The following is a 15329-nucleotide window of genomic DNA, read 5'->3' as shown; positions in this document are numbered from 1 at the left end:
GCTCACATAAGCCGCAGAAAGTGCAGAACGGGCAGCCGAGAACGAACATCGGCCCAGTTCGGCATACTTCCGCGGTCGAAGCGGAAGAAAGAAGTCGTCACCATCAAAATCGCCCTTACGGGCCCCGAAACCTAGAGACTGACGACGCCTATGGTGGAAGTCTGGCCAGGTAGTTCCTATCCGCTCGGTGCGACCTACGACGGTTCCGGCACCAATTTCTCCCTCTTCTCCGAGGCGGCCGAACAGGTGGACCTGTGCCTGTTCGACGACGACGGAGAGGAGACCCGCGTACCCCTGACCGAGTACGACGGTTTCGTCTGGCACGGGTACCTGCCCGGTGTCGGCCCGGGACAGCAGTACGGGTACCGCGTCCACGGTCCCTACGCACCCGACCAGGGGTTGCGCTGCAATCCGAACAAACTGCTCACCGACCCCTACGCGAAGGCGATCAACGGAGACCTCACCTGGCACGAATCGCTCTTCAGCTACCACTTCGCCGACCCGGCCCGCAGGAACACGGCCGACAGCGCGAGATACGTGCCCAAGTGCGTGGTGGTCAGCCCGTTCTTCGACTGGGGCAACGAGGCACGTCCCAACACCCCGTACCACCAGACGGTGATCTACGAGGCGCACGTACGCGGGCTGACCATGCGCCACCCGGCCATCCCCGAACACCAGCGGGGCACCTACTCGGGGCTGGCCCACCCCGAGGTCATCGACTACCTCACCTCCCTGGGGGTGACCGCCGTCGAACTCATGCCCGTGCACCACTTCGTGCCCGAGCACGCGATGGTGGCCCGGGGGCTGACCAACTACTGGGGCTACAACACCCTGGCCTTCCTGGCCCCGCACAGCGGATACGCCGCGCGCGGCTCGCGCGGGCAGCAGGTCCAGGAGTTCAAGGCGATGGTGAGGTCGCTGCACGAGGCGGGCATCGAGGTTCTGCTCGACGTGGTCTACAACCACACCGCCGAGGGCGACCACATGGGCCCCACGCTGTCCTGGCGGGGGATCGACAACCTCGGCTACTACCGGGTCAGCGACGAGGACCAGCGCTACTACCTCGACTACACGGGCTGCGGGAACAGCCTGAACGTGCGCCACCCGCACTCCCTGCAGCTCATCATGGACTCGCTGCGGTACTGGGTCCTGGAGATGCACGTGGACGGGTTCCGCTTCGACCTCGCCTCGGCGCTGGCCCGCGAGTTCCACGACGTGGACCGGCTGAGCACGTTCTTCGACATCGTCCAGCAGGACCCGGTGATCTCCCAGGTGAAGCTGATCGCCGAACCCTGGGACGTGGGTCCGGGCGGCTACCAGGTGGGCAACTTCCCGCCACTGTGGACGGAGTGGAACGGCAAGTACCGCGACACCGTCCGCGACTTCTGGCGCGGTGAGCCGGTCAAGGGGGAGCTCGCCTCACGGCTGGCCGGGTCCAGCGACCTGTACCAGGACGACGGGCGCCGCCCGGTGGCCTCGATCAACTTCATCACGTGCCACGACGGCTTCACGCTGGCCGACCTGGTCTCCTACAACGACAAGCACAACGAGGCCAACGGCGAGAACAACCGGGACGGCACCGACGACAACCGCTCCTGGAACCACGGCGTGGAGGGGCCCACCGAGGACCCCGCCATCCTGACCCTGCGCCGCAGGCAGGTCCGCAACCACCTCACCACCCTGTACCTGTCGCAGGGGGTGGTGATGCTCTCGCACGGGGACGAGATCGGGCGCACCCAGGGCGGCAACAACAACGCCTACTGCCAGGACAACGAGATCGCCTGGATCGACTGGGAGGGCGCGGGGCTCACCGGCGAGTACCCCGGCAACGACCTGCTCGCCTACGTCCGCGACCTGGCGCGGCTGCGGCGCGAGCACCCCGTCTTCCGGCGCCGCCGGTTCTTCCAGGGCAGCCCGGTGGAGGGTGCCAGGGCGGGGTCGGACGGGCTGCCGGACATCTCGTGGCTGCGCCCGGACGGGTCGACCATGGAGGGCGACGACTGGGACACCGGCGAGCGGGCGCTGGGGGTGTTCCTCAACGGGGACGCCATCACCGAACCGGACTCGCGCGGGCGCCCCATCCGCGACAGCTCCTTCGTACTGCTCCTCAACAGCGGTCCGGAGACGGTGGAGTTCAAGCTGCCCGGCACCGAGTACGGCATGGCCTGGGAGACCGTGCTGGACACCGCCGAGCCGGACGTGGAGGGGCGGCCGTTCGTCACGGCGGGCGGCCCGCTCCGGGTGATCGACCGCGCCCTGGTCCTGCTGCGGCGCGTCTCGCACCGCCACGGCTGACCGGGGCCGCGTCCGGTACGACTCCCCGGGGGTGGAGGGCCCCGGGGAGCGGCCGCGGAGGGGCCGGGAACCCGCGACGGGACCCGGCCCTACGCCGTCCGCGATCGCGACGCCCCTAACCTGGGTGACCATGTCGAGCACACACAGCGCGGGCCGTGCCCCGGAGCCCGCCCGCTTCCGCGAACTCCTGCCCGTCCCCGGCCAGACCGACGTGGACCTGGCCGAGGCCTACGCCTACCCGCTGGGCCTGGACCGGCCCTGGCTGCGCGCCAACATGGTGGCCAGCGCCGACGGCGGCGCGATCGGCCCCTCGGGGCGCAGCCGTGACCTGTCCTCGGACCCCGACCGCCGGGTCATGGGGGTGCTGCGCGGACTGTGCGACGTCGTCCTGGTCGGCGCCGCCACCGCACGCAAGGAGGGCTACCGGCCGGTGCGTCCGCGCGAGGTGTGGACGCGGCTGCGTGAGGGCCGTCCCGCCACACCGCGCGTCGCGGTGGTGTCGCGCTCCCTCGAACTGGACGCCGAACTGCTCACCACGGCCCCGGACGACGCCCGCACGATCGTGTTCACCGTCGCGGACGCCCCCGCCGAGCTCCGGGCGTTCGTGGCCGAGCACGCCGACCTCGTGGTGGTCGACGGGGTCTCGGTGGGCCCCGAGCACATCGTGAACGCCCTGGCGGAACGCGGCCTGTACCGGGTCCTGACCGAGGGCGGCCCGCACCTGCTGGCGGAGTTCGTGGCGGCGGGCCTGCTGGACGAGCTCTGCCTGACGGTGAGCCCGCACCTGCTGGGCGCGGGGTCGCCCCGCATCGTCACCGGCGGCCCCGGGACTCCCGGCGCCCTGGAGCACACCTCGGCGAGGACCACCCCCTTGCGGATGGCCCGTCTGCTGGAGGCGGAGGGCCACCTGTTCACGCGTTACCTGAGGGAATAGGGGCCCGCGCGGGCCCCTCCCCATAACCGCTCGGTTTCGGTCGCCCCACAATGACGCATGAACCATCCCGCAACCGGACATACCCGTGGTGTGCCTTCCACAGGAAGAGCCGCGAATGACACACCGCGCCGGCGGGGCTCACCGGTGCGGCCCCCTGGGCGAGAGGATGAACGTGGTGCCGACGTCCGAGAACGGGTCCCCTCCGGTGTACCGGGAGATAGCCGAGGAACTACGAGGACGGATCCGCTCCGGACAGTACTCCGACGGCGACCGTCTCCCCGGGGAGAACGCCCTCATGGAGCGGCACGGCGTCGCCCGGGCGACCGCCCGGCAGGCCCTGTCCGTGCTCATCAACGAGGGCCTGGCCGTGGCCGTGCGGGGATCGGGCATCTACGTGCGCGCCTTCCGGCCCCTGCGAAGACACGGCGCCCGACGCCTGTCGAAGGACCTGTGGGGCGCCGGACGGGCCATCTGGCAGACCGACAGCGACACACGCGGCTACGAGGTGGAGGGGCTCGTCGTCGACGAACTCGTCCCCGACGGGCACGTCCTGCGGGCACTGGACCTGGACGAGGGGGCCACGGTGGTGCGCCGCTCCCGGCGCTACCTGGTGGACGGCAGACCGGTGCAGAGCGCCGTCTCACACCTGTCGCCGCACCTGTGGTCGGGGCGGGAGGAGGTCCCCGCCGCGCGGCGGGTCCGGGCCCACGACAGCGGCCCCGGGGGCATCTACGCGCGCCTGGCGGAGCTCGGGCACGCCCCCGCCCACTTCACCGAGGAGATCCGGGTGCGCATGCCCACCCCCGAGGAGGCGGAGGAACTGACCCTGGCCGCGGGCACCCCCGTGCTGGAGGTGGCCCGCACCGCGCTGACCGCCGACCACCGGCCCGTGGAGTTCAACGAGATCACCATGGACGGCTCGGCGTACGTGCTGCAGTACGACTTCGACGCCTGACCCCGCGCCTCGGAACCACCCGGCCCCGGCCCCTCGGGCCACCGGGCCCCGCGGCACCTATCCCGGGCCGACCCCGCCGCACGACGACGGGAGGGGTGCCCCGCTCGGGGCACCCCTCCCACCCTCATGGCGGACCGGTCACGGCCGCCGACCGTCGCTACCTCGTGACGCTCACACCCGGACTCTCCGCGATGGGAACCCTCGCACTCGGAATCGTCGTGAGGAGGCTCTCCTCGTCCGGGTCCTGCCCGTTCGGGCCGCCCCCGTCACGCGACTCCCCCTCGCTCGGGTCCTCCGCCTCCTCGCTCCGGACCCGACCGCGTCGGGACGCGAAGACCAGGTAGGACAGCGGCAGGAGTGTGAGTCCCACCGCCACGGCCCCGGCCGCCGCGAAGAACATGGCGCTGGACGAGGTCATCGCCCACTGCGCCATACCCATCCCCAGCACGACCGCCACCACCAGGGCGCCGACGGCGATCGCCGTCACCAACCCGAACAGCTTGCGGTCCCCCCAGGGCTCCGGCCGCGCGTACTCGATCCCGGCGACGGTCGAACGCAGGCTGAGCTCCGCGGCCCAGCGCAGCTCCCGCCCCACGGTGGCGGCGCCGTCCCCGACGACCCGCATCCGTGACCGGGCACCCGTGGTGGCCTGGTCGAGCCTCCACAGTCCGTACCGGATCCTGCCCACGCGCAGAGGCCGCCTGTTCACTCCGAGTGCCTGTTGAGCTGTAACAGCCATGCCACCTGCCTCAGTGCACCTCGATCACTGACCCCTGTCTGAGCCCGTACCCGCACCCACCGGCACCGAACGTCGTCAAAGGTGAAGTTAGGTGTATGTGGCTCTTAAGAATGATTTACCTGGAGTGCGTGGTTTGGACCCGATTTCTTCACACCGTGTCCCCTGTCGGCACCGGAGCGCGTTTGCGGGTAGCGTCGTCACCATGGCTGACGCAGCGGACCAGGCCCCGGACACCAACGGCGGGGCACCCAGGGACCTTCCCCGGACCGACCAGGAGTGGCGCGAGCGCCTCAACGAGCAGGAGTACACCGTGCTCCGCCAGGCGGGCACCGAGCGCCCCTGGACCGGGGAGTACGTGGACACCAGGACCACCGGTGTCTACCGTTGCCGGGGATGCGGGAGCGAACTCTTCCGCTCCGACGAGAAGTTCGACTCCCACTGCGGGTGGCCGAGCTTCTTCGACCCGGCCGACTCCGACGCCGTCACCCTGCACGAGGACGCCTCGCTCGGGATGGTGCGCACCGAGGTGCGATGCGCCACCTGCCACTCCCACCTGGGTCACGTCTTCCGCGGGGAGGGGTACGACACCCCCACGGACCTCCGGTACTGCATCAACTCCGTCGCCCTCGACCTGGAGCCCACCGAGTAGGCGGCATGGCATCCTGGTCCGGGGACCCGAACGCCCACCCGCACGGGCCGTCTCCGGAACCAGTCCGATCCCCCTTCCCCCAGGATCAGCGATAATCTCACCAGCGCACCGACGTTCGGCCATAAGTCGACCGTGGGGCGCGCGCGGCGGGCCCCACCCGGAGACCGCGCACACGCGAACCAGGCCACAGCCGGGTTCACCCCTCACAGCGGTATCCGATGTGCGGGCGACCGACCGACCCGCGACGAAAGCGCTCGATGACCGACGACTCACCTTCCTCCTCCGCCTCCCCGCGCCACCCGGCCAGACCACGCTTCGGCATGGCCCAGGGTTCCGCCCCGTGGCTGGTCCCGGCGCTCGGCGCGGCGGGTGCCGCCGCCCTGCTCGCCCGGCGTTCCCGGGTCGGCGCCGTGGCCGCCGCCCCGGTGATCGCCCTGGCGGCGGGGATGACCTGGTTCTTCCGCGACCCCAACCGGGGTCCGGCGACAGGTCGGGTGCTGTCCGCGGCCGACGGCGTCGTACAGAGCCTCGACCCCCAGCCCGACGGGCGGATCCGGGTCGCGGTGTTCATGAACCCCCTCAACGTGCACGTCAACCGTGCGCCCCTCGCCGGAGTCGTGACCGGCGTCGAGCACCGCCCCGGGGGTTTCCGCCCCGCCTTCGACAAGGACAGCGAGCGTAATGAGCGCGTCATCTGGACCCTTGAAACCGAGATCGGTGAGATCACGGTCGTTCAAATCGCCGGCGCGTTGGTCCGGCGTATCGTCCCGTATCTCGCTGCGGGGCAGAAGGTCGAGCAAGGCGAGAGGATCGGCCTCATCCGGTTCGGGTCACGCGTCGACGTCTACCTTCCGCCCGGGGTCACCCCGGCGGTGGAGGTCGGCCAGAAGGTCCGCGCCGGAGAAACCCGTCTTGACGCCGACTGAGGCCGTTCCTGCGGCACGGGCCGCCACGGACCTCTCCGGGGAGGCGCCCCGGCTCCGCCTGGGCGTGGCCGACTACCTGACCCTGGGCAACGCCCTGTGCGGTTTCCTCGCGGTGTGGGCCCTGGCCACGGCGCAGGCCGCGCACATGGCGCTGGGAGCGGCGGGACCGTTGCCGAAGTCGGCGATGGCCACAGCCGTGGGCCTGATGATCGTCGCGGCCACCCTCGACGTGCTCGACGGCCGGGTCGCCCGCAAGCTGGGCGGCAGCGGCATGGGCGCGGAGCTGGACAACCTCGCCGACGTGATCAGCTTCGGGTTCGCGCCGGCGTTCTTCTTCGTGGTGTGGGGCACCATCACGGGCGGCGCCGGCGTGCTGCCCGTCCTGGCGGGCGGTGCCGTGCTGCTCGCGGTGATCGTCCGGCTGGCCAGGTTCTCCTGCCAGGCCCCCGACGCGAACTACTTCACCGGCCTTCCGTGCCCGTTCGGGGCGATGGCCGTGGTGACGATCGTGCTGTTGGACCCGCCGCTGCTGGCCGGGGTCGCGGCGGTGCTGCTCGTCTCCTGGCTGATGGTCAGCCGGATGGAGTACCCCAAGCCGCGCGGGAAGCGGATCTACGTGGTGTTGGGCATGCTCGCCACGGGCGTGGCCTTCATCGCCGCGTGGGGCCTGGGACTGCCCGCCGGGGAGGCGCTGATCTACCTCATGAGCGCTCTGGTTCTGCTCACGATCGTCTCGCTCCCCTTCTACGTGATCGCCACCCGCCGCGCGCCGCACGTCGCACCCAGCGTCGACTAGCGCGCCCGGACGCCGGAACGGCACGGGACGGCCCCCGCACCAACGGTGCGGGGGCCGTCCTCGTTCGCGGCGCCGGTTACGGCAGGGAGTCGACCAGCTCGGCCACGCTCTTGCGGCGCCCCGTGTAGAAGGGCAGCTCCTCACGGGTGTGCAGGCGGGCCTTGGCGCCGCGCAGGTGGCGCATGAGGTCCACGATGCGGTACAGCTCGTCGGCCTCGAAGGCCAGCAGCCACTCGTAGTCGTTCAGACCGAACGAGGAGACGGTGTTGGCCCGGACGTCCGGGTACGGGGCCGCCATGCGGCCGTGCTCCGCGAGCATGGCGCGGCGCTCGTCGTCGGGCAGCAGGTACCACTCGTAGGAGCGCACGAACGGGTACACGCAGATGTTGTCGCGCGGCTCCTCCCCGGCCAGGAAGGCGGGGACGTGGCCGCGGTTGAACTCGGCGGGGCGGTGCAGGCCCATGACCGACCACACCGGGGTGCTGGCGCGGCCGACCCGGGTGCGGCGGAACTCGGAGTAGACGCCCTGGAGCTGTTCCGGGGTGTCCGCGACCCACCAGAACATGATGTCGGCGTCGGCCCTGAAGCCCTGGACGTCGTAGCTGCCCCGCGTGGTGACGCCCTGTCCGGCGGCCTTGTCGAGGAGGCCCTGGAGCTCCTCGGCGGCCGCGGCGCGGTCCACGCCCTCCAGGCCGTCGACCAGGAAGACCGACCACATGGTGTAGCGGATGAGTTTGTTGAGGTCGGTGCCGTCCTGGGAGACGGCCTCGTTCTGCTGCCCCGTCACGGGTTGACTCCTTGCTGGTTCGGTCCGGCGGCGCTCTGGTCGCCGCCGCTGGTGCGGCTGTGGTCGGTGAGGGTGTCGGCCAGGCGTGCGGCCTCGTGTCCGGCGTCGGCGACGCAGGCGGGGACGCCCACGCCCCCGTAGGCGGCGCCGCACACCCCCAGGCCGGGGTGGCGTCGCACGCCCGACCGGATCCGCTCTACGCGGTCGGCGTGGCCGACCGCGTACTGCGGCAGTCCGTCGGTCCACCGGGTCACCCGGGTCTCCACCGGGGTTCCGCGCAGACCGGTCACGCGGGCGAGGTCGGCCAGGGCCGTCTCGGCCAGTTCCTCGTCGGAGCGGTCGAGCGAGCCGCCGTCCCCGAACCGGCCGATGGAGCAGCGCAGGAGCAGGAGGTCCTGCCCCGGGTTGACCCTATCCAGCTCCTGGGCCAGCCAGGGCCACTTGTTGCTGGAGAAGGTGGCGGCCTTGATCGTCAGCCCCTCCCCCGCCGGGACCAGGAAACCGGTGCCGGTGAGCGGCCGGGGGAAGGCGGAGGCGGGCAGGGCGAAGGTCACCAGCGCCATGCTGGCGTACTCGATCCGGCGCAGCTCGCGCGCGGCCTCGGGTTCGGTGTCGGTGAGCAGGCGGGCGGCCTCGGCGGCGGGGCAGGCGAGCAGCACCGCGTCGCAGTCCACCCGACCCCCGTCCGCGCCCTCCAGACGCACGCTCCAGCCCTCGGGGCGCCGCTCCAGGGAATGGGCCCGGGTGCCGGTACGCAGGTCCTCCTGTCGCGCCGCGAGCGCGTCCACGAGTGAGGCGACACCGCCGCGCAGGGAGGCGAAGACCGGCCCCGACCTGGTGGGTGCGGCGCCCCGGCCGCTCAGACTCGTGTGCACGGCCCTCATCAGGGAACGGTCCCGGCGGGCCATCGGCGCGATCTGCGGCAGGGTGGAGTCCAGGGAGAGCTCGTCGGCCCGTCCGGCGTAGACGCCCCCCAGGAGGGGTTCGACCAGCCGGTCCACCACCTGGCGGCCCATGCGGGTGCCGACGTAGGAGGCCACGGGCACGTCCGAACCCACCTGGGTGCGGGGCCACACCAGGTCGAGGGCGGCGCGCAGGGTTCCGGCCGGGGAGAGGACGCCGCTGCGGGCCAGGGCCCGCAGGTCCCCGGGGACGCCCATGAGCTGTCCCTTGGGCAGGGAACGGACGCGGCCCCGGCTGTAGATGGCCGCGCTCCCCGGGCCCGGGTGCACCACCCGGTCGTCCAGACCGAGCTCGGTGAAGAGGTCGAGGGCCTCGGGGCGGCGGGCGAGCACCGCCTCCGCACCGGCGTCGACCGGCACACCGGCCACGGGCGAGGCGCGGAGCTTGCCGCCCGGGACGTCGGCGGCCTCGATCACCGTGGTGGTGACCCCCCGGCCGTTGAGGCGGTGCGCGGCGGTGAGTCCGGAGACGCCGCCCCCGATCACGACGACATGCGGTGCTTCAGGCATGTCACCAGCTTCCCAGATGCCGCGGGTCACAGTGATCCGCCGTCCCCGTAGGCGGCCGTTGCGGTCCCGTTATGGTGCGGCGGAAACGGGGTCATCGCGGGGTGCGTCGAAGCGGCATGGACACTTCAGCGTTGACACCGTCCCGTGTCGGACGTGCCGTCGGACTGACCGCCGCCTCCGGCCTGGCCGTGCTGCTGCTCGCCTCGTGCGGGGCCTCCTCCGAGAGCGGCGGCGCCCCGGAACCCGCGAACCTGGCCGTCCCCGACCAGCGGGCCGACTCCGCGGCCGAGTTCTCGGCGGAGGGCGCCGTGGAGGAGGAGGCCGGAGCGGAGGCCGGTACGGGCACGGACGTGGAGGTCGCGGACCGGCGGCTGGTCCACACCGCCGACATGACCGTGCGCGTGGACGACGTGGCCGAGGCCGCGGAGCTGGCCAAGCGGCTGACCCTCGACTCCGACGGTTACGTGGAGTCCGAGAGCCTCTCCACGCCCCGGGACGGCCACCCCGAGGGCGTCCTGACCCTGCGCGTGCCGGACGGCGACTACGAGGGCGTGCTGGAGGAGCTGGCCGAACTGGGCGACCGCTCCATGTTGGAGCGGTCCGTGCAGGACGTCACCGAGGAGGTCGCGGACGTCGAGAGCAGGATCGAGTCCTCGGAGACCGCCCTGGAGACCCTGCGCGGCTACCTGGAGGAGGCCCGGGACGTCGACGACCTGCTGCGGGTGGAGGGCGAGATCCAGCGGCGCCAGGAGGACCTGGAGGCGCTCCAGGCCCGGCTGAAGGTGCTGGACGACCAGACCTCCTACTCGACGGTGCACCTGACCCTCCAGCCGCCCACGACCTACCTGGAGGAGCCGGTGCGGGACTCCGTCGGGTTCCTGGGCGGCCTCGAACGCGGTTGGCGCGCGCTCGTGGGCCTGGGCCAGGGCCTGGCCGTGGTCGCGGGCTGGCTGCTGCCCTTCGCCGTCGTGCTCGCGGCGGTCGGCGCCTGGCCGCTGTGGGTGTGGCTCGGGCGCCGCCGGGCCCGTCGCGCCCCCGCCCCCGCCCCCGACGCCGCCGTGGACGCGGGCGCGGGCGCGACCCGGGGTCGGGACGGCGACGCGCCGGACCCCGAGCCGGAGTCGGCCCGGTCCGAGGAGACCGGCCCGGCGAAGGACGACGAGGACGGGCGCTGACCCTGCGGGTCCGTGGAACGCGCCGAGGCCCGGCTCCCTCGCGGGGGCCGGGCCTCGGCGCGTGTGTCCGGGAGGAGCCTAGTTGGCGGTCTCCTCGTGCACGAAGGCGGTGAGCCGTTCGAGCATGTTCGGGTCGGTGCTGGGCAGCACGCCGTGACCGAGGTTGAAGATGTGGCCGTCGGCGGCCCGGCCCCGCGCGAGGATGTCGCGCGTCCGGTCGGCGACGACCTCCCAGGGAGCGAACAGGGTGGCGGGGTCCAGGTTGCCCTGGAGCGCCGTGCCCGGCTGGACCCGCTGGACGGCCTTGTCCAGCGGCACCCGCCAGTCCACGCCCACCACGTCGGCCCCGGCCTCGCTGAGCAGGCTCAGCAGCTCGCCGGTGCCCACACCGAAGTGGATGCGCGGCACCTCGTACTCGCTGAGCTGGCCGAAGATCCACGAGGTGTAGGGCAGCACCGAGGCGCGGTAGTCCTCGGCGCTGAGCGCCCCGACCCAGGAGTCGAAGAGCTGGACCGCGCTGGCCCCCGCCTCGATCTGGGTACGCAGGAAGCCCAGGGAGATGGTGGCCAGGCGCCGCATGAGCTCGTCCCACAGCTCGGGCTCGCCGTACATCAGCGCCTTGGTGTGCTCGTGGTTCTTCGACGGCCCGCCCTCGATGAGGTAGGAGGCCAGCGTGAACGGGGCACCCGCGAAGCCGATCAGCGGCTTGTCACCGAGCTCACCCACGAGCTGGCCGACCGCCTCGGTGACGTACGGGACGTCGTCGGGCTCGATCTCGCGCAGGCGCTTGATCCCGCCGGCGTCGCGGATCGGCTCGTCGACCACCGGGCCGACGCCCGGCTTGATGTCCAGTTCGATCCCGATGGCCTTGAGCGGCACCACGATGTCGCTGAAGAAGATCGCGGCGTCCACGTCGTAGCGGCGCACCGGCTGCATCGTGATCTCGGTGATCATGTCGGGCCGCGCACACGCCTCAAGCATCGGCACGTCGGCGCGGGCCCGTCGGTACTCGGGCAGGGAGCGCCCGGCCTGGCGCATGAACCACACCGGTGTGTGGGACACCGGGAGGCGCCGGCAGGCGCGAAGGAAGGGAGATTCTTGAAGCGTCACCCTTGAATCGTGCCATGCCCGCCCCGGTGGTCTCACTCGGATCGCCGGAGTCGGTGGTCACCCTCGGGGGAACGATCCGGTCCGGTGGGGGGACGAACCGGGGCGGACGGGTGCCCGGGCGGTCCCAAGATCATCACAAAACACCGACACGCCGGAGGAACTGCGGCCCGGCGCGGGTCTGTCGTGCCACGGTCGAGTCCGTGCCCACCATCACACCGTCGGCGGGGCACGTCCCGACTACCCCCGCCAGGACGCGTGATCACCACCTAATGAAGGCTGACGTTTCCACCATGCCCGATGTCGGTAGCGCCGAGAACGCTCAAGAGACGTTCCGGCGAGCGGTCGAGGCCCTGCGCTCTCCCCTCATCCGCCCCGAGATCACCGTTCGGGAGATCCCCTCACCCCAGAGGCTGGCGCCCCACTCCGCCGCCGTGTCCGCCGAGGTCACGGTCCAGGGCGAGGAGATCGCCTGGGGGCGGCTGATCGTCCTGTACGACCCCGAGGGCACCCGCGACTGGCCCGGCCCCTTCCGCGTGGTCTGCCAGGCCAACTCCGAGCTGGAGTCGGAGATCGCGACCGACCCCCTGCTGGGCCCGGTCGCCTGGAGCTGGCTCACCGACGCGCTGGAGGCCCACGGCGCGGCGCACCACACGCTGAGCGGCACGGTCACCCGGGCCACCACCGAGGGGTTCGGCACCAAGGCCCACGAGGGCGCCACCACCGAGGTCGAGATGCGCGCCTCGTGGACACCCGAGTCCGACGACCTGACCGGGCACATGAACGCCTGGCTGGCGTTGCTGGCGTCCGCGTCGGGGCTTCCGCCGCTGGACGTCACCGACATCGCGCGCCAGCGGTCCCGACCCTGACCTGCGCCCGGACGCGCCCCCGACCCCGGCGCGCGAAGCGGGCGGCCGGTATCGCCCGACGATCCCGAATCGGCCCGTATCTGCGTTCGGTGGCGACAGCGCATACCGTAGTGGTGTGGCGAACGCGTTGAACTCCAAGACAGACCCCCGCGAACCCGACGACGACGCGGAGAGGGCGCCCCTCCTGCGGGAGCCGCGCGAGGGCCTGCCCGAGGTGACCTCCGACGCCGACTCACTCGCCGGAGTCATAGCCGCCCTGGACTCGGGTTCGGGGCCCGTGGCGGTGGACGCCGAGCGCGCCTCGGGGTACCGGTACGGCCAGCGCGCGTACCTGGTGCAGCTGCGCCGGGAGGGCTCCGGTTCGGCGCTCATCGATCCGATCGCGTGCCCCGACCTGAGTGAGCTGAACTCCGCGATGGGCGGCGCCGAGGTGGTGCTGCACGCGGCGCACCAGGACCTGCCGTGCCTGACGGAGATCAACCTGCGCCCGGAGCGGCTGTTCGACACCGAGCTGGCCGGACGGCTGCTGGGCTACCAGCGGGTCGGGCTCGGGTTCATGGTGGAGCGCCTGCTGCACGTCCGCCTGGCCAAGGAGCACTCGGCGGTGGACTGGTCCCAGCGCCCCCTGCCCGAGGACTGGCTGCGCTACGCGGCTCTGGACGTGGAGATCCTCATCGAGCTGCGGAACGCGCTGGAGACGGAGCTGGAGGAGAGCGGCAAACTGGGATGGGCCCGCGAGGAGTTCGACTCCGTGCTGGCCGCCCCGCCCAAGGAACCGCGCGCCGATCCCTGGCGGCGCACCTCGGGCATCCACAAGGTCCGCAACCAGCGTTCCCTGGCCGCGGTGCGCGAGCTCTGGTACGAACGCGACCGCATCGCGCAGGAGCGCGACATCTCCCCCGGGCGGGTGCTGCCGGACGCGGCGATCGTGGAGGCGGCGACGGCGATGCCTCGCGGCACGACGGACCTCACCAGGATCCGGCAGTTCGGGATCAAGCTGGCCCGCCGCTACGTGACCACGTGGATGAAGGCGGTGAACCGGGCCCGGGAGATGCCCCAGGCTGAGCTGCCGCGTCCCAACGCCCCCGGTGACGGTCCGCCGCCGGTGAACCGCTGGGCCGACCGCGCCCCCGAGGCCGCGCGTCGTCTGGAGGCCGCGCGGGCCACCGTGACGGGGATCGCGGAGGACGTCGTGATGCCGACCGAGAACCTTCTGCTGCCGGACACCGTCAGAAGGTTGGCCTGGGCGCCGCCGAAGGCCGTGGACGCGGACTCCGTGGGCGAGTTCCTGCGCACACGGGGCGCCAGGAACTGGCAGATCGGGCTCACCGCGGAACCGCTGGCCACAGCGTTGCTCGGTGCGGAAAAAGGCTGATCACTACCCTCTTCAACCACTTTGAACCCAGACGTGACTGAACTCACCCCCACACAGGGGCGGTTCACGCCTGTTCCATAGCCCGCTGTCCGATTAAGTTATAGAAACGTGCTCTGAAAACTCAGGGCGGTTCCTCAACGGGTGTGTACCGATCCGTGGGCCCACAAGGCTCCCGGTTCGTGTGATCAGGGAAATGTGGTGAGTCTGCTTGTCGTTCTGGCGTGCGCTGCTACGCGAGGCGGGGTTGACGCGTTCTGCCAAGGTCGAGTCGACCGAGGCCGCCATGCCCGCTTCTGACGATCAGTTCGAGCCCGCCGCCGTGCCTGAGCAGGTACCGGCCCCGGCGGGCAGGGTGGCCGGCGATGCCGGGCACCGGCCGCTGCCGCAACGGACGGGTTCGTCCGCCCCGGTGACCAAGGGCCCCACGGCCGGGATGCGCGCGGCCTCGCTCGAACGCACCCTCCAGTCCCTGGTGGAGCGTCTGGGCACCGAGCACCCGGACACCATCACCGCCCGGAACAACCTGGCCACCAAGTACGCCCAGATGGGTCGGCGCCAGGCCGCCGTGCAGCAGTTCGAGCTGGCCCTGGGCGAGGCCGTCGCGGTCTACGGCGAGGACCACCCCCGGACCGAGATCATCCGGGAGAACCTCGCCTGGGCGCTGGAGGACGTGGGCTGCCCCGCCGACGCCGCCGCCCAGTGGGAGATCCTGCTCGGCCAGCGGGAGAGCCAGTTCGGTCCGGCCGACGAGGACACGGTGGAGGCGCGCATGCGCCTGGCCGTGTGCTACCGGCGCAGCGGGCGGGTGGACGCCGCGGTGGCCCACTACGCGCGGGCCATCGAGGACGTGGCCTCCACCGAGCGCCGTGAGGAGCTGCGGCTGGGCATGAGCGCGGCGCAGAGCATGGCCGGCCGGTACGAGGAGGCCGTCTCCCAGCTGCGCATGGTGCTGGCCGGGCGCCGCCGCCGCCTGGGCAAGGGCCACCTGGACACCCTCACGGTGCACCACCGGTTGGGCCGCGCCTACACGCAGGCGGGCCGGGCGGACGAGGCGGTCGAGGTGCTGCGCGAGGCCTACCGGGTGGCGCTCAACTCCTCGGGCGACCCGGAGGTCAGACGGTTGATCATGCGGCTGCGCCGCGACCTGGCGGGCGCCTACAACTCCGCCGGTCGCCACCGTGAGGCCAACGCGCTCCTCTGACACGAGCGACACACCCGTGCTCACCGGGGCCGGGAACTCCCTGGGAGTT

13 protein-coding genes and 1 pseudogene are annotated in these 15329 nt (G+C 71.9%); 10 read left to right on the top strand and 4 right to left on the bottom strand.

Going from position 1 to position 15329, the window contains the following annotated elements:
* Window positions 1-150 precede the first annotated feature (150 nt).
* From glgX to AC0VYM_RS12960, 3 genes are all read left to right on the top strand, one after another.
* Entirely contained in the window at window positions 151-2295 is a 2145-nt protein-coding gene (glgX, locus tag AC0VYM_RS12970) for a glycogen debranching protein GlgX (RefSeq protein WP_475462523.1), read from the top strand.
* Window positions 2296-2425: 130 nt separating this feature from the next.
* Window positions 2426-3229, top strand: a complete 804-nt coding sequence (locus AC0VYM_RS12965; protein ID WP_475462522.1) for a pyrimidine reductase family protein — start codon at window positions 2426-2428, stop codon at window positions 3227-3229.
* 166 nt (window positions 3230-3395) lie between these two features.
* Complete coding sequence (locus AC0VYM_RS12960; protein WP_475463021.1) at window positions 3396-4184, top strand: GntR family transcriptional regulator; 789 nt, start codon at window positions 3396-3398, stop codon at window positions 4182-4184.
* Between the two features lie 316 nt (window positions 4185-4500).
* On the opposite strand, the pseudogene AC0VYM_RS12955 reads toward AC0VYM_RS12960, so the two are convergent.
* Window positions 4501-4872, bottom strand: a pseudogene (locus AC0VYM_RS12955) (hypothetical protein); the annotation flags it as partial.
* Window positions 4873-5125: 253 nt separating this feature from the next.
* On the opposite strand from AC0VYM_RS12955, the gene msrB reads away from it, so the two are divergent.
* The 3 genes from msrB to AC0VYM_RS12940 all read left to right on the top strand — a co-directional run bounded on the left by msrB (window position 5126) and on the right by AC0VYM_RS12940 (window position 7294).
* Window positions 5126-5572: a peptide-methionine (R)-S-oxide reductase MsrB gene (gene msrB / locus AC0VYM_RS12950; RefSeq protein ID WP_475462521.1), complete on the top strand. Its 447-nt coding sequence runs from the start codon at window positions 5126-5128 to the stop codon at window positions 5570-5572.
* A 257-nt stretch (window positions 5573-5829) separates the two neighbouring features.
* Window positions 5830-6498, top strand: coding sequence for a phosphatidylserine decarboxylase (locus AC0VYM_RS12945; RefSeq protein WP_475462520.1), 669 nt, complete (start codon window positions 5830-5832; stop codon window positions 6496-6498).
* Entirely contained in the window at window positions 6485-7294 is an 810-nt protein-coding gene (locus AC0VYM_RS12940; RefSeq protein ID WP_475462519.1) for a CDP-alcohol phosphatidyltransferase family protein, read from the top strand. The genes AC0VYM_RS12945 and AC0VYM_RS12940 overlap by 14 nt, the downstream gene beginning before the upstream one ends.
* 76 nt (window positions 7295-7370) lie before the next feature.
* Here the strand turns inward: AC0VYM_RS12940 and hemQ are convergent, their stop codons facing one another.
* Both hemQ and hemG read right to left on the bottom strand, forming a co-directional pair.
* Complete coding sequence (gene hemQ, locus AC0VYM_RS12935) at window positions 7371-8081, bottom strand: hydrogen peroxide-dependent heme synthase (RefSeq protein WP_475462518.1); 711 nt, start codon at window positions 8079-8081, stop codon at window positions 7371-7373.
* Complete coding sequence (gene hemG, locus AC0VYM_RS12930) at window positions 8078-9553, bottom strand: protoporphyrinogen oxidase (RefSeq protein ID WP_475462517.1); 1476 nt, start codon at window positions 9551-9553, stop codon at window positions 8078-8080. The genes hemQ and hemG overlap by 4 nt, the downstream gene beginning before the upstream one ends.
* A 116-nt stretch (window positions 9554-9669) precedes the next feature.
* Here hemG and AC0VYM_RS12925 point away from each other — a divergent pair, with 116 nt between their 5' ends.
* The gene (locus AC0VYM_RS12925; protein WP_475462515.1) at window positions 9670-10728 is read left to right on the top strand and encodes a DUF4349 domain-containing protein; all 1059 of its coding nucleotides are present in this window, start codon (window positions 9670-9672) and stop codon (window positions 10726-10728) included.
* Between the two features lie 78 nt (window positions 10729-10806).
* Here AC0VYM_RS12925 and hemE read toward each other — a convergent pair whose 3' ends face one another.
* On the bottom strand, window positions 10807-11775 hold the full coding sequence (gene hemE / locus AC0VYM_RS12920; protein ID WP_475463020.1) for a uroporphyrinogen decarboxylase: 969 nt from the start codon (window positions 11773-11775) through the stop codon (window positions 10807-10809).
* Between the two features lie 353 nt (window positions 11776-12128).
* Between hemE and AC0VYM_RS12915 the strand changes: the two genes are divergently transcribed.
* The 3 genes from AC0VYM_RS12915 (at window position 12129) to AC0VYM_RS12905 (ending at window position 15280) form a co-directional block, all read left to right on the top strand.
* The gene (locus AC0VYM_RS12915) at window positions 12129-12704 is read left to right on the top strand and encodes a DUF3000 domain-containing protein (RefSeq protein WP_475462514.1); all 576 of its coding nucleotides are present in this window, start codon (window positions 12129-12131) and stop codon (window positions 12702-12704) included.
* A 127-nt stretch (window positions 12705-12831) separates the two neighbouring features.
* Window positions 12832-14079, top strand: coding sequence for an HRDC domain-containing protein (locus AC0VYM_RS12910; protein ID WP_475463019.1), 1248 nt, complete (start codon window positions 12832-12834; stop codon window positions 14077-14079).
* 208 nt (window positions 14080-14287) lie between these two features.
* Window positions 14288-15280: a tetratricopeptide repeat protein gene (locus tag AC0VYM_RS12905; protein WP_475462511.1), complete on the top strand. Its 993-nt coding sequence runs from the start codon at window positions 14288-14290 to the stop codon at window positions 15278-15280.
* Window positions 15281-15329: the final 49 nt, after the last annotated feature.

This window comes from Nocardiopsis sp. iso_237 (assembly GCF_056173345.1).
Note: the sequence above shows the minus strand (reverse complement) of the source record. Positions and strands in the feature narration are given on the sequence as shown.

Bases quoted from the DNA above. Each gene is read 5' to 3' on its own strand.
- AC0VYM_RS12945 (WP_475462520.1), top strand. From the start codon at position 5,830: ATGACCGACGACTCACCTTCCTCCTCCGCCTCCCCGCGCCACCCGGCC.
- hemG (WP_475462517.1), bottom strand. From the start codon at position 9,553: ATGCCTGAAGCACCGCATGTCGTCGTGATCGGGGGCGGCGTCTCCGGA.
- AC0VYM_RS12925 (WP_475462515.1), top strand. From the start codon at position 9,670: ATGGACACTTCAGCGTTGACACCGTCCCGTGTCGGACGTGCCGTCGGA.
- AC0VYM_RS12965 (WP_475462522.1), top strand. From the start codon at position 2,426: ATGTCGAGCACACACAGCGCGGGCCGTGCCCCGGAGCCCGCCCGCTTC.
- msrB (WP_475462521.1), top strand. From the start codon at position 5,126: ATGGCTGACGCAGCGGACCAGGCCCCGGACACCAACGGCGGGGCACCC.
- AC0VYM_RS12915 (WP_475462514.1), top strand. From the start codon at position 12,129: ATGCCCGATGTCGGTAGCGCCGAGAACGCTCAAGAGACGTTCCGGCGA.
- glgX (WP_475462523.1), top strand. From the start codon at position 151: ATGGTGGAAGTCTGGCCAGGTAGTTCCTATCCGCTCGGTGCGACCTAC.
- AC0VYM_RS12960 (WP_475463021.1), top strand. From the start codon at position 3,396: ATGAACGTGGTGCCGACGTCCGAGAACGGGTCCCCTCCGGTGTACCGG.